Here is an 18,113-nt window from a genome sequence, read left to right as displayed (position 1 = left end):
TTCAAACCTAATCGCCGGGCCGGGGAACGACCGTCCCCGACCCGGCGATGCACAACGCACGTCCTAGCCGGCGAGGGCGAACACCGCCCAGGTGAGCAGGAAGCCGGCGACGCCCAGGATGGTCGTCAGCACCGTCCAGGTGCGCAGACCGTCGGCGACCGTGAGGCCGAGGTAGCGCGTGACGATCCAGAAACCGGCGTCGGTGACCATCGACAGGCCCAGCGAACCGAACCCGACGGCCACGGCGATCGCGGCGATCTGCACGGGTGTGTAGCCGGCTTCGGCGATGGCCGCGGCCAGCAGACTCGCGGTGGTGACGATGGCGACCGTGGCCGACCCCTGCGCGGCGCGCAGCGCCAGCGTGATGAGGAACGCCGCGCCCAGCAGGGGCACGCCGAGGTTCTCCAGCGTCACCGACAGGGCGGTGCCGATGCCCGAGGCCTGCAGCACGGCGCCGAACACACCGCCACCGGCCACGACGAGCAGGATCGACGCGATCGGGGGCATCGAGCTCTCGAAGACCTCGTTGGTGCGGGCGAGACCCCAGCGGCGACGGACGGGCAGTACGAAGAACGCGACGATCACGGCCACGAGGAGGGCGAGCGCCGGGGTGCCGATGAAAGTCGCGATACCGCGCCCGGCGGAGTCGGCGGGCAGGCTGAGGGCGAGCATCGTGCCGACCAGGATCTGCACGATGGGCAGAGCGATGAGGCCGACGACGGTGCCGGTGCTCGGCGGCGCCATCACCGTGCCGTCGGCGCGGCGGGACTCGATGACGGTGGTCGTCTCGCCGAACTCGGCCATCTGCGTGGCGACGCGGGGGGCGAGGTCGTACTCTCGACGGTTCATGATGCGGGCGACCCAGAAGCAGAGGAAGCCGAGGACGGCGCAGATGGGCAGGGCGATCGCGGTGACCAGGCCCAGGTCGGCGCCGAAGACGCCGGCCCCGGCGACGATGCCGGGGTGCGGCGGAACGGCCACGTGCACGGCTAGCATGAGGCCGAACATCGGCAGACCGAACACGATCGGCTTCACGCCGGCGATCTTGCTGAAGGCGTAGAGGATCGGCACGAGCACGATGACGCCGACCTCGAAGAAGACGGGGATGGCGACGACGAAGGCCACGATGGTGAGCGCGATGGCCACCCGGCGGGGCCCGAGGCGGTCGGTGAAGCTCTCGGCGAGGCGTTGCACGCCGCCGGACACCTCGATCAGGCGACCGAGGATGGCGCCGAGGGCGATGATGATGAGGACCTTGCCCATCGTGGAGCCGACGCCGTTCGCGACGAGGGTGAAGACGTCACCGGCCGGGATCTGCGCCGAGATGGCCACGACGACGCTCGTGATGAGCAGGGCGACGAAGGCGTGCACCTTGAACAGGATGATGAGCACGAGCAGCAGAGCGATGCCGGCGGCGGCGATGGCGAGCAGGGCGCCGGTGCCGAATTCCACCACGGGCGCGATGGGCGGCGTGTCGGCCGTGAGGACGAGGGGCATGTCGGGATCTCCTTCGATTCCTTGTTCGGGCGGGGTCAGCCGTTGCGACGCTCGGGTGCGATCGCGCGGATGACGGCGGAGTCGTCGACCGAACCGAGGCCCTGCGAGCGACCGGTGAGGTAGAGCTGCTCCGCCGCTGCGGCGACTGGAGTGGGGAGGCCGACGCGTCGGGCGGCGTCGCCGACGATGCCCATGTCTTTGACGAAGATGTCGAGCGCGCTGAGCACTTCGGCGCCCTCGTCGTCGTAGGCCTGCAGCATGCGCGGGCCGCGGTTGCCGAGCATGAACGACGCCGCGGCGCCGCCCATCAGTGCCTCGAGCGTCTTCTCGGGGTCCAGGCCGAGAGCGTCGGCCAGGGCGAGGGCTTCGCCGGCTGCGGCGATGTGGACGCCGCACAGCAGCTGATTCACGGTCTTGAGGGCCTGTCCGTCTCCGGCGTTGTCGCCGACGATGGTGAGGGTGGATGCCAGCAGCTCGAGGACGGGAGCGGCCTTCTCTCGCGCGGCGGGGGAGGCACCCACCACGATGAGCAGGTCGCCCTGCCCGGCTCGAACAGGTCCGCCCGATAGCGGAGCGTCGACGAGGTCGATGTGCAGATCGGCGAGGCGGTCGGCGACGGGACGGATGCCGGCGGTGCCGACGGTGCTGGTGAGGATGACGACCGAGCCCGGACGCAGGGCCGTGGCGATGCCGCTTTCGCCGAAGAGCACGTCGTCCAGCTGATACTGGTCGCGCACGGCGAGCAGCACGGCATCGGCCTCGGCAACGGCGGCGCGGGCCGAGGGGAAGGGCGTTACGCCCTGGTCCTCGGCGAGGGCGAGACGGGCGGGGGCGATGTCGAAGCCGTGGACGGCGAGCCCGGTGGCCAGGCGCGTGGCCATGGGAAGGCCCATGGCGCCCAGGCCCAGGACGGCGACGGTGGAGGTGGTCATGAGGGGAAGCTCCTTCGCTTTCAGAGAGGGATCAGCGGCCGGTCGTGGCCGCGGGGGTGCGGGTGAGGGTGGACACGACGTGGGCGAGGGCCTCGTCGTCACCGACGTTGCCCGCGAACACGACGTACGGGATGCCGGCGGCCGGGCCGTCGGCGGGCTCCCAGAGCGAGATGATCCCGGGCAGCATGGGCCCGCGGACGGTCGCTCGGTGCATCGAGAGGCCGTGCGCGGCGACGTCGCTGGAGGTGATGCCGCCCTTGGCCACGACGAAGCGCGGACGGGTGCGGGCGGTGACGTCCTTCACGACGTCGACGACGGCGGCCGAGACGGTGCGGGCGATGTGCAGGCTGTCGTCGGCGGTGGCGGCGGTGGTCACCGTGCGGGTCGTACTCACCACGACGTCGCCCGCCTCGAGCTCCGCCACGACACGGTCGGCGATACCGCGCAGGTAGGCGGGCGCCCCGGCGGGGTCGAGCACGCGCGCGACGTCGATCTCGATGTCCGTCAGGTCGGGGACGCTCTCGCGCAGCCGCGAGAGCTGGCGGGTGGTCACGGCGACGTGCGAACCGACGACGATGAGCCCACCGCGGTCATCACCCCCGCCGGGGAAGATTTCTGCGGCGGTGAGCGGCTCGCGGCGTTCGGCGCCGATTCGCGCGCGGACGAAGGGCGGCCCGACACGCGAAAGCAGAGCCTTGCCGCGTCGGCGCGCTTCGATCAGACCGAGGGAGATGAGGCGCAGGTCGTCCTCGGTCACGACGTCGCACACGATGGGCGTGCGGTCGGCGGCATCCTGGATCGCGTCCGCCACCGCGTCGGCGCCCGAGCGGATGACGGCGAGGTCGACCACGATGACGGAGGCGGCGGGATACCGACCGCCGGACTTCTCGTCGACCCAGGCGGCGAGCTCCGAGCTGCGGTAGCCGAAGGTGGCGTCACGGGCGAACTCTGTGTTGCCGATGGGCTGCAGACCGTCACCGTCGCGCATGTAGTGGACGCCGCCGATGGTGACCCGCCCGGCATCCGGGAAGGCGGGGACGATGACGACGCCGTCGACGGCGCGTCCGCCCGCTTCGACGATCGCGTCAGCGAGGGTGTCGGGCTCAAGCGGGAAGTGTCCGCGCAGGGTGGAGTCGCCGCGGCTGACGAACTCGACATCGATCCCCGCCGCATCAGCAGCCGCGAGAGCGTTTCTGGCCACCTCGCGGTTGCGGTTGCGAGCATCGGTCTCGCCTAGGCTCCGGGCGTTCGTCAGAACGTAGACCGCCGGGGCGTCGGTGGCGAAGACCGCCGCGAAGTCCTGCGTCGCCCATCGGGTCAGGACGGGGAGGTCCGCGACCGACTGCGTGCCGGTGGGGTCGTCGTCGAGCACGACGAGGCGCGAGCCGAGGGCCTGTGAGGCTGAACGGACGTCGTCGGCGGGAACCGGTCGGGCGGCGGGGAAGCCGCGGAGCGCGTGCGCTTCATTCATCGTCTCACTCCTTCGTGGTTGACCATCAGCGGTCAGGTGTCAGCCATCATATGGCTTTGGAGACGCTTTGCAACCTGGGAAAGGGCGATGCTCACATGACGTCGTTCGGACGACCGGCCACGAAACGTCGAGTGACCGCGACATCGCGATCGCCGCATCCCGCCGAGATGAGCTCGGCGAGGGCGCGCGGGGAATCCGGCAGAAGCGCGTTCAACATGCGGAACGTTGTTCACTAGGAAGAACCGGACCGCAAGTCGCACGCCGTCAGCTCGAGAAGTCTTTATGGGCCGTGCCCATCTCGTCCGCGGTGTTGTAGATACGGTCAAGGTCTAAGGCTCAAGGTGAGGCGGCCATCCTCACGCTGCTTTTTGCTTTGATCGGGCGCGCGGAACGGGAGAAAACATGTCCAGCGATCGAACTGGAGGGGATCGAGACCCCGCGCCGGCGCTGACACGGGGTGTGTACATTCTCCGCATCCTGGCCCAAGCGCAGGGAGAGCCGGTCGCCCTTGCCGATCTTGCGCGCACGCTCGAAGCGGCTAAGTCGTCGACGTCGTACTTATGCACGGTTCTCGAGGAGGCCAACCTCATCCGCCGAGTCGGCAGCGGCTACGTCCTCGGACACGGAACAGTCGAACTCGGCGGAGCGTATCTGCGTTCGTTCAACGAGGTGCGCGAGTTCTATCGCTTCTGCAACGAGGCGCCGACGCTGTCGGAACAAGTCGTGCAGATGGCGATGCTGCAGGAATCGGACGTCATCTATCTCGCAAGACACGAGGGGCGATCCCCTCTGCGATTGACGGCCAACCTCGGTGACAGGTTCCCCGCGGCGTCCACGGCAGTAGGCAACGCCCTCCTCGCGGCGCTTCCGGACGAGGATATTGCCGACCGCTTCCGCTATGCCCACTCGTTCCCCATGCGCACGTCCGAGAGTGTGCGGAACCTGCCCGAGCTGATGGATCGGCTCGCACGGGTGCGCGAACGTGGCTACGCCCTGGACGAGGGTGGGGTGCACCCCGGTATCTCCGGCGTCGCCGTCCGGATGCCGCCACGCTCCAGCTCTTCCCCCGCGATCGCTATCGGCTGTTCCTTCCTGACCTCGGCGACCTCCACGCTCCAGCGAGAAGCGATCGTCGGCGAGCTCCGCGAGCTCGAGCGGCTGCTCGAGAACCCCATGCAGCCACATAGCAACCTGTAATCGTTCACTCTATTGAACCGCGTTCACCCTAGTGATACTGTCTCGTCCACGACAGCAACACATCAAGGGAGATGTTCGTGGTGGACGCACCCACATCGTTCGAGCAGGCCCGACTGCTCAACGTTTCAGGACTGACCAAGTCGTTCTACGCGACCCGAGCCGTTGACGACGTCTCCTTCTCCGTCGACCAAGGCGAGATCGTCGCCCTCCTCGGCGAAAACGGAGCGGGCAAGTCGACCGTCATCAAGATGCTCGCCGACGTCTACAAACCGGACGCCGGCGAGATCACCATCCTGGGCGCGGCGGCGACGCCCACCGTGCGCAAGCAGATCTCGTTCGTGCACCAGAACCTCGGCCTCATCGAGTGGATGACGGTCGCCGAGAACATCGCCCTCGGTCTCGGCTACCCCCGCAACAAGCTCGGGTTGATCAGCAAGCACCGGATGAACGCGCAGGCGGCGGAGGTCCTCGCGAGCATCGGGGGCGGCATCGACCCTGAGCAGCGCATCTTCGACCTCCCGCGCGCGGAGCGCAGCCTGCTCGCGATCGCGCGCGGTCTCGTGAGCAAACCGAAACTGCTCGTGCTCGACGAACCGACAGCATCGCTGCCCGCTGCCGACGTGGAGCGGTTGTTCTCGGTCCTGCGGACCCTCCGCGACAGCGGCGTGGGCATGATCTACGTCTCGCACCGCCTCGACGAGGTCTACCAGATCAGTCAGCGCGCGGTCGTGATGCGCAACGGTCGCGTCGTGGCCGACCGCCCCGTCTCGCAGATCAGCCCGGAAGAACTCGTCGAACTCATCGTCGGACGCGAGACGACCGTCCCACGGATCGGCGAACCCGGCACAAAGACACGACTCACCCTGGAGGGCTTCCGCGTCGATGGCACGGAAGCGATCGACCTCCACGTGCGATCGGGCGAGATTCTGGCGATCTGCGGTCTGCGCGGCGCTGGCCAGGAAGCCCTCGGCCGAGCGATGGCCGGCGCCACCCGCCCGCAGGCGGGCAGCATGACACTCGACGGAGCGCCGTTCCGACCGCGCTCTCCCCGTGACGCCGTCGACGCGGGCGTCGCCTTCGCGACCTCGAACCGTGAGTCTGAATCCGTCGGTGCGGGCCTGTCGGTCAGCGAGAACCTCTTCCTCAACCCGGCGGTCTGGGGGCGACGCGCGTGGCAACCGCGCACGGCACGAACCGAGTCGGCCGAGGCATCAGCGATCCTCGCCCCGTATCAGATCCGCCCCGACGACCCGGGACTCCCTCTCGACACGTTCTCGGGAGGCAACCAGCAGAAGGTGATCCTGGCCCGCTGCTTCGGCCGTGGTCGCGCCGTCGTCATCCTCGAAGAACCCACCATGGGCGTCGACGTCGGCGCAAAGGCCGAGATCTACGAACTCCTCGGCCGCGTGGTCGAACAGGGCACCGGAGCGATCGTCGTCTCCACGGACATGGAGGAAGTCGCCAAGATCGCCCACCGCGCGATCGTGCTCGGACGCGGCCGCGTCGTCGCCGAACTCACCGGTGACGACGTCACCATCCCCCACCTCATCTCGGCGGCATCCGATCTCGGACGCGTCTCCTACGCCGACCCCACATCCCAGGAGAGTGCAGCATGACCATGAACACGTCCGTCAAGTCGACGGCGCTGGAACCCGGGAGGGGTGCGAGCTTCTGGAACAAGCTCACCAGCAACTACGGGATGGTGCTGCTCACCATCGGCCTCTTCGTCTTGTTCGCTGCGCTGCGGCCCGACACGTTCGCCTCGCTGCTGAATTTCCAGCTGCTCGCGTCGAGCAAGGCGGTCCTCCTGATCCTCGCGATCGCCGTCACCATCCCCATGGTCACAGGCAAGATCGACCTGTCCATCGGCTATGGCGTGGGCCTCTGGCAGGTCATGGCGCTGTCGTGGCAGATCGAGGGCCTGGACTACCGCCTCGTCATCGTGCTCGTCATCGTCGGAGGCGGCGTCATCGGCCTCCTCAACGCCCTGCTCGTCGAGCTCGCGCAGGTCGACGCGTTCATCGCGACGCTCGCCACCGGCCAGGTCATCTTCGCGATCACCTACTGGTACACCGGCGGCCGCCAGGTCACCGACTCCGACGGGGCGCGCGCCGTCGCCTTCGACGAGCTCTCCCGCTGGAGCCTCGGTCCCATCCCCGGCCCGTTCGTCATCGCGATCATCCTCGCGCTCGTCGTCTGGATCGTCCTCGACTACTTCCCCGTCGGACGCTACCTGTACGCCGTCGGCGCGAACCCCGCCGCAGCCACTCTGACCGGCATCGCCCGCCGCAAGTACGTCGTCGGTGCGATGGTCGCGTCGGGCATGCTCACCGGAGTCGCCGGCATCCTGCTCGCGTCTCGTCAGGCCGGTGTCGCCCAGGCGAACATCGGTCCCGAGTATCTGCTGCCCGCTCTGGCGGCCGCCTTCCTCGGATCGACCACCATCCGTCCGGGCCGCGTGAACGGACTCGGCACCATCCTCGGCGTGACCATCGCGACCATCGGCATCTCGGGCCTGCAGCAGCTCTTCCCGGGGCAGTTCTACCTCGAGCCGCTCTTCAACGGCCTGACCCTGGTTGCCGCGATCACGATCGCCTCCCTCGCCACGCGGCGGCGCACCACGAGAGCCGACGCCGCCCCGCTGACCACCGGGTCGCCCGCACCCGGCACCGGTTCACCCGGCATCGCCTCACCCGACGTCGGCTCGTCGGGGGCCTCCGATGCCGTCGCGTCAGGGGACTCCTCTCCCATCACCACAGCACGAAAGGACGTTTCATGACCATCACATCGAAGCGGCGAGTCCTGCTCGCAGCACTGGCGCTGCCCGTCGCACTGACCCTGGGCCTCACCGGCTGCTCCAGCGGATCCGTCGGCAGCGCAGCCGACGGCAGCGGCGACGCCTCGGCCTCGGCAGCCCCCGAGGAGGATTTCTCTTCCATCCTCCCCACCGGCGACGCGGTCGAGTTCTCGAAGGAGCTCGTCGAGAAGAGCCTGACCGCAAGCGAGGGCTTCACCCCGCCCAGCACGGGGCCCACGGCGCAGAAGCCGGGTGCCCGCGTCGCCTACGTGGGCAGTGACCTGACGAACGGTGGCATCAACACCGTCAGCGAGGGCGTCACCGAGGCGGCCGCGGCCATCGGCTGGACCGTCGACTCGTATGACGGCAAGGCCTCGGCGCAGGGTCGCTCCGACGCCCTCAATCAGGCGATCGCCGCCCAGCCCGACGCCATCATCCTCGGCGGCTTCGACCCGACCGAGCAGGCAGCAACCATCGCGTCGGCCGAAAGCGCCGGCATCCCCGTGATCGGTTGGCACGCCGGCCCCGCCACAGGTCCCGGCAACGGCCTGTTCACCAATGTGACCACCGACCCCCTCACGGTGTCGCAGCTCGCCGGCGCGTACGCCGTCGCGGACTCGGACGGCACGGCGGGCGCGGCCATCTTCACCGACGGCCAGTACGACATCGCCGTGCTGAAGGCGGATGCCATGAAGGCGTACATCGAAGCGTGCAGCGGCTGCTCGGTGCTGTCGTACCAGGACTCGCCCATCGCCGAGGCCGACCAGCGCATGCCCGGTCTGATCTCGAACCTGCTGCAGGAGAACGGTGACAAGCTCACCTATCTGATGGCCATCAACGGCAACTACTTCGGCGGGGCCCAGCAGGCGCTTCGCGCCGCCGGCAAGGACCCGGCCGGCACCCCGAAGTCGGTCGCCGCGGGCGATGGCGACGCCGCCGAGTTCCAGCGCATCCGCTCGGTCGACTACCAGGCGGCCACCGTCGCCGAGCCCCTGCTGCTGCAGGGCTGGCAACTCGTGGACGAGGCCAACCGCGCCCTCGCCGGCGAGGAGTGGTCGGGCTTCGTGGCCGCTCCGGCGCTCATCACCAAGCAGAACGTCCCCGCCGGTGACACGTACGACCCGGCGAGCGGATACCGCGACATCTACAAGAAGGTCTGGGGCAAGTAGAACCCCCTCCGGCGGGGTGGACGACGTGCGTCCGCCCCGCCACCCCCGAGAAAGGGCATTCCGTCATGACCGATACCTCCGCAGCGCGCCAGATCCGCGCCACCGAACCGATCGATCAGGCCGACTTCGACGAGCTGTACGAGCGTCTCAAACAGTGGGACACCTGGAGCGACCCCGAACGGGGAGCGTGGAACCGACTCACCCCGGCACACGCCGCGGCCGCGGCCGCCACCGTGAGATCCGGCCGCGTGGTGCAGACGACGCTCCCGTGGCCGACGGAACCTGAGATCGACAATCGGCGCCCGGCGATGCACATGATGCTCGACCTCGGCGACCGGGAGGCTCCCGAGCCGTCCACCAACAAAGACTTCATCGGCATCGAATACCACGGCAAATCGACGACGCACCTCGATGCCCTCTCGCACATCGCGTACCGCGGTGAGCTGTTCGGCGGCGCCCGCAGCCGCGACGTCGTCAACGCCACGGGTGCCGGCTACGGCTCCGTCGCCAAGCTCGGCTCCTTCGTCGGACGCGGCGTGCTCATCGACATGCCCGTCGTGAAGGGCTTCTCCTGGCTGGAGCCCGGAGAAGCCGTGTACGAAGACGACCTGCGCGAGGCGGAACAGGTGCTCGGTGTCTCCATCGGTGATGCCGATGCCGTGCTCCTGCGCACGGGGCACAAAGCGCGTCGCTCCTCTCTCGGCCCCTGGGACTCGTCTGACCTCAGCGCGGGCCTGCACGCGACGGCGATGCCGCTCCTCGCCGAGCGCGGGATCGCCCTGCTCGGCTCCGACGGAGACAGCGATGTGCGCCCATCGCCGACTCCCGGCATCCATTCGCCGGTGCACATCCTCGCGTTGACCGCGCTGGGGGTCCCGCTGCTCGACAACCTCGACCTCGAACAGCTCTCGGTCGTCGCCGCGGAGGAGAACCGTTACGAGTTCCTCTTCACGGTCGCGCCGCTGCTCGTCCCCGCGGGCACGGGCTCTCCCGTCAACCCGACCGCCGTCTTCTAAGGAGTACCATGAGACCCGTTGGAATCAGTCGCGACTTCTTGAACGCCGAAGGCGACAACGTTTGGGGGGACATCGGCCTGTCCGGTTTTGACGAGGCCGGCATCGCCTGGGAGTACTTGCCCGACGATGTCGCCGTCCTGCGTCCAGAGGACGTCGACGGTCGACCGGCCGTATTGTTCGCCGCCCCCGCCGTAGATGCGACGACCTTCGCCGGAGTATCGTCGCCGCCCCTGGTCCTGGCGCGCTTCGGCGTCGGCTATGACGCGGTCGACCTCGACGCCTGCACGGCCGCGGGCGTGGCCGTCACCATCACCCCCGACGGGGCGCGGCGCCCGGTGGCGACGGCGGCGATCGGCATGCTCCTGGGCGGTCTGCTCAACCTCGGCATCAAAGACCGCCTCGTCCGCGAGGACCGGTGGGATGAGCGCACGTCGTGGATGGGCCGGGGGCTCACGGGCACGACCGTCGGAGTCGTGGGTTTCGGCAGCACCGGCACCGACCTCGCGCGACTCCTGGCGCCTTTCGACGTCGAACTGCTCGCGTACGACCCCTACTGCCCCCTGTCACGCGCCGAGGAGTTCGGTGCCGAACTGGTGAGCCGTGACGACCTCGCGTCGCGGTGCGATGCCATCGTCGTGATGGCTGTGCTGACGCCAGAGACCCACCACCTGCTCGATGCCGACTTCTTCGCTCGAGTGAAGCCGACCGCCACGCTCGTAAACGTCGCGCGGGGTCCGATCGTCGACGAGGAGGCTCTCATCGCGGCGCTGCAGGACGGAGGGCTGCGTGCCGCGGCGCTCGACGTATTCGAGGCCGAGCCGCTCGCGGTCGACAGCCCGCTGCGCTCGATGGACAACGTCCTGCTGTCGCCGCACTGCGTCGGGTGGACCGACGAGATGTCGCTCGGCAACGGTCGGAGCGCCGTCCGCGCAATCGTTCAGACCCTCGCCGGCGAGGCCCCCACCTTCGTGGTGAACCGTGCCGTGCTCGATACAACCAGCTGGCGCGATCGGACGGTGGTGACCGCATGACCTCCGTCGTCGATCCCGCGCCGGACACACCAGTCGTCGTCATGGGGGTCTCCGGATCCGGAAAGACGACGATGGGCTCGGCCCTCGCGGAGCGATGGGGGCGGACCTTCGTGGATGCCGATGACCTCCACCCCGCAGCCAACAAGGCGAAGATGGCCTCGGGCGTCCCTCTTGACGACGACGACAGAGCACCGTGGCTGGCCGTCGTATCAGCACGCCTGAACGCGGATGATCGGGGAACGGTACCCGTGATCGCGTGCTCCGCGCTCAAGAAGAAGTATCGCGACATGCTGCGAGCTTCGGCACCGCGCACCCTGTTCGTTCATCTCGACGTGGATGCCGACACGCTCGGCGACCGCGTCAGTTCACGCGCCCACGAGTACATGCCCCCGTCGCTCCTGAAGTCTCAACTCGCGACGCTGGAGACGCTCCTACCGGCCGAGCGCGGTGTCACGGTCAACGCCGCCGCACCCGTCGAAGAACTCCTCGAAACCATCGACGCAGCCATGACCTCTCGTGTCGAGGCGGAGCGAACTTCATGACCGGGTCGCCCCTGTTCGATCCGACGGACCGTATCGCGCTCGTCGACATCGAGTCCACGATCGGTGAAATCGACATCCTGCTGAACGATGCCGGTATCCAGCATCGCGAGCCGCTGCTCGAGGTCTCGCGGGAGGACTGGGACCGCGTCATCGCCATCGACCTGACCAGCGCTTTCCTCGTCGGACGAGAAGTCGCCAAAGCGATGATCACCCGCGGCCGCGGCAAGATCGTCAACATCGCCTCCGCGCACGGTGGTGGACGCCCGCCGACCTGGGCGGACCGGTCGTCATGCTCAGCTCGCCCGCATCCGATTTCGTCAACGGGCACGTGCTGTTCGTCGACGGCGGCATGACCGTCATCGTCTGACCGAGAAAGGAAAGTGGCCATCGTGCAACCCAACCTGGCCGTCATCGCCGACGTGGGGGCATCCTGCGCGTGGAAGAACTGGCGGAACCCCAGCCCGGAGCTGACGAAGCGGTCATCTCGGTCGCCTTCGGCGGAATCTGTGGCTCCGACCTGCACTACTGGCAGCACGGCGCGGCGGGCGAATCAATCCTCCGAGCACCGATGGTGCTCGGGCATGAACTGTCGGGCACCGTGCTCGTCGGCGCCGCCGACGGATCCGGGCCCGCAGCCGGAACACCGGTCACCGTGCACCCCGCCACGCCGGGCCGCCCCGACTTTCGCTACCCGCCAGACAAGCCGAACCTGTCCGGCGGGACCTACCTCGGCAGCGCGGCGCGCTTTCCGCACACCGATGGCGGTTTCGCGCGCAGGATCGCGTTGCCGACGAGGATGCTGCGCGCGTTACCGGCGGACCTGTCACTCGAAGTGGCTGCGCTTGCCGAGCCCGCAGCGGTGGCCTGGCACGCCGTGTCACGCGCCGACCGATTGAGCGACAAGCGCGTGCTTGTCATCGGTAGCGGACCGATCGGTGCGCTGATCGTCGCCGCCGCACGACGCGTGGGCGCGCGCGAGATCATCGCCGTAGACCTGCACGAGCAGCCGCTCGAGATCGCCGCGCGCGTGGGAGCGACACGCAGTCTGCGGGCGACGGACACCGACACCATCGCGCATGTCGATGCCGACGTGGTGTTCGAGAGCTCGGGTAACCCGCGCGGGCTCGCGTCCGCGGTATCGGCGGCGACGCGCGGCGGACAGGTGATCATGGTCGGTCTCATTCCCGCGGGAGAGCAGCCGGCGCTGCTCGCGACCGCCATCACCCGGGAGCTGCGTCTGGCTGGCTCCTTCCGCTTCAACGACGAGATCGACGAGGTGATCAGGGCGTTGACGGACCAGTCGCTCGCAGTCGGCCCCGTCGTCACCCACACCTTCCCGGTCGCCGATGCGGTGACCGCCTTTGACGTCGCAGCCGACCCCCGCCGATCCGGCAAGGTCCTTCTGGACTTCGCCTGATCACCCTTCCTCGCACCTGAAGACGGAGCAACGAATGACGTCCACTTCCTCCCCGACCGGCCCTTCGACCGACCAGGACCAGGCCCCGCACGAGGCCGCGCAGGTGCACGAGGGTGCGCCCGGTATCGAAGAGGTCGACCGCCCCACGGCCGAGGCCGACTCCGCGCCGGAGGGTCAGGGCAGCGCCACCGCGAACATCGGCGTGGTGGGTCTTGCCGTGATGGGCTCGAACCTGGCGCGCAACCTCGCCAGCCGCGAGGGCAACACCGTGGCGGTGTTCAACCGGTCGCGGTCCAAGACCGACGAGCTGCTCGAGGCGCACCCCGAGGCCGAGTTCGTGCCGTCGTTCTCGTACGAGGACTTCGCCGCGTCGCTGTCAAAGCCGCGCACCGCGATCATCATGGTCAAGGCCGGCCGCCCCACCGATTTCGTCATCGACGAGCTGGTGAAGGTGTTCGAGCCCGGCGACATCATCGTCGACGGCGGCAACGCGCTGTTCACCGACACGATCCGCCGCGAGAAGGCCGTGCGCGAGACGGGCATCAACTACGTCGGCATGGGTGTCTCCGGCGGTGAGGAGGGCGCGCTCCTCGGCCCCTCGATCATGCCCGGCGGCTCCGACGAGGCCTGGGCCACCCTCGGCCCGATCCTGAAGTCGATCGCCGCGGTCGCCGAGGGCGAGCCGTGCGTGACGCACGTCGGCCACGACGGTGCCGGCCACTTCGTGAAGATGGTGCACAACGGCATCGAGTACGCCGACATGCAGCTCATCGCCGAGGCCTACGACCTCATCCGTCACGCCACCGGCAAGACCCCCGCCGAGATCGCCGACGTGTTCGCCGAGTGGAACCGCGGCGAGCTGGAGTCGTACCTCATCGAGATCACCGCCGAGGTGCTGCGTCAGGTCGACGCCGAGACCGGAAAGCCGCTCGTCGACATCATCCTCGACCAGGCCGGCGCCAAGGGCACCGGCGCGTGGACCGTGCAGACCGCGCTCGACCTGGGCGTGCCCGTCTCGGGCATCGCCGAGGCCACCTTCGCCCGGTCGCTGTCCAGCCACCCCGAGCAGCGCGAGGTCTCCCGCGACCTTCCCGGCCCCGACGTCTCGTTCGGCGTCGAGCACCTGACCGGCGAAGACGCCGACAACATCATCGAGCAGGTGCGCCTGGCGCTGTACGCCTCGAAGATCGTCGCGTACAGCCAGGGCTTCGACGAGATCCGCGCCGGCGCGAAGCAGTACGACTGGGCGATCGACCTCGGCGCGGTGTCGAAGATCTTCCGCGGCGGCTGCATCATCCGCGCGCAGTTCCTCAACCGCATCGCCGAAGCCTACGACGCCGAGCCCGAGCTGCCCGTGCTGCTGACCGCGCCGTACTTCGTCGAAGCGCTCGGCCGCGCACAGTCGCCGTGGCGCAACATCGTCTCGCTCGCCGCCGCCGCCGGCATCCCCGCCCCCGCGTTCAGCTCGTCGCTGGCGTACTACGACGGCCTGCGCGCCGAGCGCCTGCCCGCCGCCCTCATCCAGGGCCAGCGCGACTTCTTCGGCGCCCACACCTACCGTCGCATCGACAAGGAGGGCACCTTCCACACCCTCTGGTCGGGCGACCGCACCGAGATCGAGGCCGAGGACACCCACTGACCCAGGGGGGGAGCACGTCCATGGTGTTGCACGGAACTCCGGAGGGTTACGCCCAGGGCTGCCGCTCTCGCGGGGGGTGCCAGCACCACGGTTCGTCGGAGATACTGACGTGCGTCGATGCGCACATCGCCCGCCAAGCCGATTTCCGCCTCAGCCGGTTGCCGGCGACAACCCGACTGCGACGCGTCGTGCTCACGGCCGCGCCATCGCTGACGCCCCCACCCGCGGAGGCGGCGGCCGCTCCCGCCGTCGCACTACCCGTACATGGAACGGTGTGGGGATACCGCCGAGGCTGTCGCGGTCATCGGGAATGCCCACAGTGGCGGGCGGGGCTGCGCACGTGCGTCGAGGCGAAACGCTCGTACGCCACCGAGTACGCGAAGAGCCGAGGCCGCGGTCGCGGGGCGCCCATTCCTCACGGAACGAACGCCGGGTACTTCGCCGGATGCCGGAACCGCGACACCTGCGAGAAAGACGAGTCGGGGGTGACCTGTGCGGACGCCCGCAACACCCACAAGCGCGTACTGTCACGCCGAGCGGGAACTCCCGAACGTGAGACGCTCGTCGACGCGGGCCACGCCGCGACACGAATCGTGGCGTGGCAGGCGCACGGATACTCGCTCCGGAAAATCGCAGAGCTGACCGGGGTCGGCCGATCGACCGTCATAGCCATCGCCGGGGGAACCGATGCACGCTCGTCACGGTCGAAGGTCACGTCCGCAACGCTGTCGGCGATCCTCGCAATCGGGATGCCGACGGACGAGGCCCCACCCTTGCCTGTCGTCAGCGCAGAGGCACCGCATGGTCGATGACGACGACGCATCGGATGACATCGCCGCGCGAGAGAAACGGCATGACGAGTTGTTGCAGCAGGTCGCCCATCGATTCTGGGTACAGCGGATGACGCAGCAGGAAATCGGAGACGAGTTCGCGTTCAGCCGGGTCAGCATCTCCCGTCTGCTCGAGGAGGCACGACGGCGAGGGGTGGTTCGCTTCGACGTCGGTGCTCCCGTCGACCGCGATCGGGGGCTCGAACGCGAGCTTCTCACATCCCTGCGGGCGAGCAGCTCCCGAGCTGCAGCCGAGTTGCAGGCCTGCCGGGTGATGCCCGCGCTACACCGGGGCGACGCCGCACACCGGTGGCGTCTGGGGGCGCACGCGGCCGCAGTCCTGGCCTCACACCTCCCCGAAGGCGGGACTCTCGCCATCGCCTCCAGTCGCACGACCGCACCGCTGGTGCGAGCCGGGCACCTGCTCCCGAAATTAGCGTTCGTCGCCGAGCTTCTCGGTTCGAGCGACCGCACGGCCGGCATGGTAGCCGGTGGCGACCTCGCACAGACGATCAAGGCCGTCCACCGCCCCATTCCCGCCCCGTTCATCCGCCGGCTAGAGGAGCGCGAATTCTCCGCCGCCGCGCGATCCCGCATTCGAGCGGCCATCGAGAGCGCCGTCCAAGCCGACGCCGCTCTGTTCGGGGCCGGCTCGATGCGCCGGTTCGATGGGACGGGAGTTCATGCGCCGGTCTCGCAGCAGACCCTGACCGAAGCCGCAGCGGCCGGCGCCGTCGGCCACTGCCTCGGCATCTTCCTCGACTCACGGGGGCGTGAGATTCCGTCCGTCTTGGACGCCGTTCGGGTGGGGGCGAGCCCTACCGAGCTGCGCCGCGTCGCGCGCCGCGTCCTTTTGGTCTGGACCCCCGAGAAAGCGCCCATCGCGCGAGCCGCGGTCGCGTCGGCTCTTGTCACCGATCTGGTGACCGACGAGACCACGGCACGCGCGATCTTGAGTGAGCCCGTCAGCTCGTCAACGGAATGAGCACCCACAGCGTCGTTGCGAGCGCACCGCACACCACGCCCATGATCGTCACCGCCACCGTCCACGTCTGCAGCATGACCAACTCGGAGATCGTGAAGTAGCGCGACAGCACCCAGAACCCCGCATCGTTGACGTGCGAGAGGCACACGCCTCCCGCACAGATCGCCACCGTGAGCAGGGCGACGTGGAGCGGTCCGTAGGCGGCGAGATCGATCGACCCTGCCAGCAGGGTCGCCACCGTCGTGACTGCTGCCGTTGTGGTTCCGAGGGTGGCACGCAGTACCAAGGCGAGCAGGAAGCCGAAGATGACGACCGGCATGTTGGCTGCGCTCAGTGCGTTCACCAGCGACTGCCCGATCCCGGTCGCCGCGATGATGCCGCCGAAGGCGATGCCACCGCCCGTGGACAGCACGATCTCGCCGACGGGGCGCAGGCCCACACGTCCCACCTCGGTCATTCCGGTGGCGCTGCGCTGCGCACGGGACAGCAACGTGAAGTAGGCGACGACCGTGGTGATGATGAGCGCGATCTCGGGAACACCGATGAAACGGAGGGCGTCGGTGACCACGTTGTGCACGCTCGGCAGGAACTGACTGACCAAGGTCGCGACCAGAATGAGGACCACCGGCAGCAGCAGCACCGTCAGCAGCTTGGGGAGAATGCCAGCGACGATGTCGGTCTGGGTGGCTGTCGCCGTTCGCACCGGCACCGTGAGATTCGTCGCGGGGCGACCGCTGGACGCGCCGCTGACGCTCCCGCCGGACGGGGCGTCATCGTCGTCGGATGTCCCCTCGGCTACGAGGACACCCCGCTGCTCCAGCTTCGTCGCGCGACGGTACGCCCACCAGCACCCGAGAGCGGCGCCCGGCAGCATGCACAGCATGCCGAGCGCGATCAGGAGTCCGTAGTCGGTGTCGAGGGCGACGGCGACGGCGACCGCGCCCGGGTGCGGCGGGATGATCGCGTGTACCGCGAGCACGGCGACAGCCATCGGCACCGCCATCACGGCCACGTGTCGACCCGCCTGGCGCGCGACGGCGATCGCCACGGGTGCAAGGAGGATGACGGCGGTGTCGAAGAAGATCGTGCTGCCCACGAGGAGCCCGGCGAGAGCCATCGCCAACACCCCGCGTCGCGGGCCCGTCAGCTGGAGAAGCTTCTGGCCGAGAATCTCACTGCCGCCGGAGCGCGCGATGATCTCGCCGATGATGCAGCCCAGCCCGACCAGGATGAGGATGTGCGCCGTGCTCCGGTTCAGGGCGGTCAGGAGCACGGTGAAGATGCCCGGCTGCAAAGGATCGCTGCCGGGGACGTCCACGAGCGGGACTTGGAAGATCAGGCCCAGGACGATCGCGACGACGGACATCGCGATGAACGGATGGATCCGCATTCGGACGATAAGGACGAGTAGCACCACGATGCTCGCCACGATGGCGATGAGGGCTGCGATGAGAGGCACGGACGCTCCTTTGCGTAAGGGTCGCCCCAGTGAACCCATCGACGCCCCTCTCGCCTACGTCCTGTGTCGGTTCGGGGCTGGATTCGAACAGATGACCGCAATCACGCGCAAATGAGTGAGGGTCGTTCGTC

General features: G+C 68.7%; 16 protein-coding genes and 1 pseudogene. 12 read left to right on the top strand and 5 right to left on the bottom strand.

Translation table 11 applies throughout. From position 1 onward, the window contains the following. Positions 1 to 63 precede the first annotated feature (63 nt). The 4 genes from QE392_RS01585 to QE392_RS01570 form a co-directional block, all read right to left on the bottom strand. Positions 64 to 1,497 (bottom strand): GntP family transporter, encoded by a 1,434-nt coding sequence (locus QE392_RS01585; RefSeq protein ID WP_307446890.1) that lies wholly within the window; start codon positions 1,495 to 1,497, stop codon positions 64 to 66. Between the two features lie 35 nt (positions 1,498 to 1,532). Next, positions 1,533 to 2,429, bottom strand: a complete 897-nt coding sequence (locus QE392_RS01580; RefSeq protein WP_307446888.1) for an NAD(P)-dependent oxidoreductase — start codon at positions 2,427 to 2,429, stop codon at positions 1,533 to 1,535. A gap of 31 nt (positions 2,430 to 2,460) precedes the next feature. Continuing rightward, positions 2,461 to 3,900: a four-carbon acid sugar kinase family protein gene (locus tag QE392_RS01575; RefSeq protein ID WP_307446885.1), complete on the bottom strand. Its 1,440-nt coding sequence runs from the start codon at positions 3,898 to 3,900 to the stop codon at positions 2,461 to 2,463. A 91-nt stretch (positions 3,901 to 3,991) separates the two neighbouring features. Further along, positions 3,992 to 4,117 carry a hypothetical protein gene (locus QE392_RS01570; RefSeq protein ID WP_307446882.1) on the bottom strand — a complete coding sequence of 42 codons (126 nt, stop codon included), beginning with the start codon at positions 4,115 to 4,117 and terminating at the stop codon, positions 3,992 to 3,994. 185 nt (positions 4,118 to 4,302) lie between these two features. Here QE392_RS01570 and QE392_RS01565 point away from each other — a divergent pair, with 185 nt between their 5' ends. The 12 genes and pseudogenes from QE392_RS01565 to QE392_RS01515 all read left to right on the top strand — a co-directional run bounded on the left by QE392_RS01565 (position 4,303) and on the right by QE392_RS01515 (position 16,523). Then, a complete protein-coding gene (locus QE392_RS01565; protein WP_307446879.1) occupies positions 4,303 to 5,097 on the top strand; it encodes an IclR family transcriptional regulator in 795 nt (264 codons plus the stop codon). A 77-nt stretch (positions 5,098 to 5,174) separates the two neighbouring features. Further along, entirely contained in the window at positions 5,175 to 6,713 is a 1,539-nt protein-coding gene (locus QE392_RS01560) for a sugar ABC transporter ATP-binding protein (RefSeq protein WP_307446876.1), read from the top strand. Continuing rightward, positions 6,710 to 7,876 (top strand): ABC transporter permease, encoded by a 1,167-nt coding sequence (locus QE392_RS01555; protein ID WP_307446874.1) that lies wholly within the window; start codon positions 6,710 to 6,712, stop codon positions 7,874 to 7,876. The genes QE392_RS01560 and QE392_RS01555 overlap by 4 nt, the downstream gene beginning before the upstream one ends. Next, on the top strand, positions 7,873 to 9,063 hold the full coding sequence (locus tag QE392_RS01550) for a substrate-binding domain-containing protein (protein WP_307446871.1): 1,191 nt from the start codon (positions 7,873 to 7,875) through the stop codon (positions 9,061 to 9,063). The genes QE392_RS01555 and QE392_RS01550 overlap by 4 nt, the downstream gene beginning before the upstream one ends. 65 nt (positions 9,064 to 9,128) lie before the next feature. Then, on the top strand, positions 9,129 to 10,079 hold the full coding sequence (locus tag QE392_RS01545; protein WP_307446868.1) for a cyclase family protein: 951 nt from the start codon (positions 9,129 to 9,131) through the stop codon (positions 10,077 to 10,079). An 8-nt stretch (positions 10,080 to 10,087) separates the two neighbouring features. Continuing rightward, a complete protein-coding gene (locus QE392_RS01540; RefSeq protein WP_307446865.1) occupies positions 10,088 to 11,110 on the top strand; it encodes an NAD(P)-dependent oxidoreductase in 1,023 nt (340 codons plus the stop codon). Continuing rightward, positions 11,107 to 11,652: a gluconokinase gene (locus QE392_RS01535; RefSeq protein WP_307446863.1), complete on the top strand. Its 546-nt coding sequence runs from the start codon at positions 11,107 to 11,109 to the stop codon at positions 11,650 to 11,652. The genes QE392_RS01540 and QE392_RS01535 overlap by 4 nt, the downstream gene beginning before the upstream one ends. Continuing rightward, positions 11,649 to 11,861, top strand: a pseudogene (locus tag QE392_RS17475) (SDR family NAD(P)-dependent oxidoreductase); the annotation flags it as partial. The gene QE392_RS01535 and the pseudogene QE392_RS17475, both read left to right, overlap by 4 nt. A gap of 80 nt (positions 11,862 to 11,941) precedes the next feature. Further along, entirely contained in the window at positions 11,942 to 12,019 is a 78-nt protein-coding gene (locus QE392_RS17470) for a hypothetical protein (protein ID WP_373426492.1), read from the top strand. 60 nt (positions 12,020 to 12,079) lie between these two features. Continuing rightward, positions 12,080 to 13,069, top strand: coding sequence for a zinc-binding dehydrogenase (locus tag QE392_RS01525; RefSeq protein WP_373426491.1), 990 nt, complete (start codon positions 12,080 to 12,082; stop codon positions 13,067 to 13,069). 34 nt (positions 13,070 to 13,103) lie between these two features. Continuing rightward, the gene (gene gndA / locus QE392_RS01520) at positions 13,104 to 14,708 is read left to right on the top strand and encodes an NADP-dependent phosphogluconate dehydrogenase (RefSeq protein WP_307446857.1); all 1,605 of its coding nucleotides are present in this window, start codon (positions 13,104 to 13,106) and stop codon (positions 14,706 to 14,708) included. Positions 14,709 to 15,608: 900 nt separating this feature from the next. Further along, entirely contained in the window at positions 15,609 to 16,523 is a 915-nt protein-coding gene (locus QE392_RS01515) for a sugar-binding domain-containing protein (protein ID WP_307446854.1), read from the top strand. On the opposite strand, the gene QE392_RS01510 is transcribed toward QE392_RS01515, so the two are convergent. Next, the gene (locus tag QE392_RS01510; protein ID WP_307446851.1) at positions 16,504 to 17,982 is read right to left on the bottom strand and encodes a GntP family permease; all 1,479 of its coding nucleotides are present in this window, start codon (positions 17,980 to 17,982) and stop codon (positions 16,504 to 16,506) included. The two genes, QE392_RS01515 and QE392_RS01510, sit on opposite strands and share 20 nt — an antisense overlap. Positions 17,983 to 18,113: the final 131 nt, after the last annotated feature.

Source organism: Microbacterium proteolyticum (genome assembly GCF_030818075.1).
In the GTDB taxonomy this organism is placed as follows: Bacteria; Actinomycetota; Actinomycetes; order Actinomycetales; family Microbacteriaceae; genus Microbacterium; species Microbacterium proteolyticum_A.
Note: the sequence above shows the minus strand (reverse complement) of the source record. Positions and strands in the feature narration are given on the sequence as shown.

Coding starts and splice junctions, on each gene's coding strand:
- QE392_RS01585 (WP_307446890.1), bottom strand. CDS start 1,497: ATGCCCCTCGTCCTCACGGCCGACACGCCGCCCATCGCGCCCGTGGTG.
- QE392_RS01580 (WP_307446888.1), bottom strand. CDS start 2,429: ATGACCACCTCCACCGTCGCCGTCCTGGGCCTGGGCGCCATGGGCCTT.
- QE392_RS01575 (WP_307446885.1), bottom strand. CDS start 3,900: ATGAATGAAGCGCACGCGCTCCGCGGCTTCCCCGCCGCCCGACCGGTT.
- QE392_RS01570 (WP_307446882.1), bottom strand. CDS start 4,117: ATGTTGAACGCGCTTCTGCCGGATTCCCCGCGCGCCCTCGCCGAGCTC.
- QE392_RS01565 (WP_307446879.1), top strand. CDS start 4,303: ATGTCCAGCGATCGAACTGGAGGGGATCGAGACCCCGCGCCGGCGCTG.
- QE392_RS01555 (WP_307446874.1), top strand. CDS start 6,710: ATGACCATGAACACGTCCGTCAAGTCGACGGCGCTGGAACCCGGGAGG.
- QE392_RS01550 (WP_307446871.1), top strand. CDS start 7,873: ATGACCATCACATCGAAGCGGCGAGTCCTGCTCGCAGCACTGGCGCTG.
- QE392_RS01545 (WP_307446868.1), top strand. CDS start 9,129: ATGACCGATACCTCCGCAGCGCGCCAGATCCGCGCCACCGAACCGATC.
- QE392_RS01540 (WP_307446865.1), top strand. CDS start 10,088: ATGAGACCCGTTGGAATCAGTCGCGACTTCTTGAACGCCGAAGGCGAC.
- QE392_RS01535 (WP_307446863.1), top strand. CDS start 11,107: ATGACCTCCGTCGTCGATCCCGCGCCGGACACACCAGTCGTCGTCATG.
- QE392_RS17470 (WP_373426492.1), top strand. CDS start 11,942: ATGCTCAGCTCGCCCGCATCCGATTTCGTCAACGGGCACGTGCTGTTC.
- gndA (WP_307446857.1), top strand. CDS start 13,104: ATGACGTCCACTTCCTCCCCGACCGGCCCTTCGACCGACCAGGACCAG.
- QE392_RS01515 (WP_307446854.1), top strand. CDS start 15,609: ATGACGCAGCAGGAAATCGGAGACGAGTTCGCGTTCAGCCGGGTCAGC.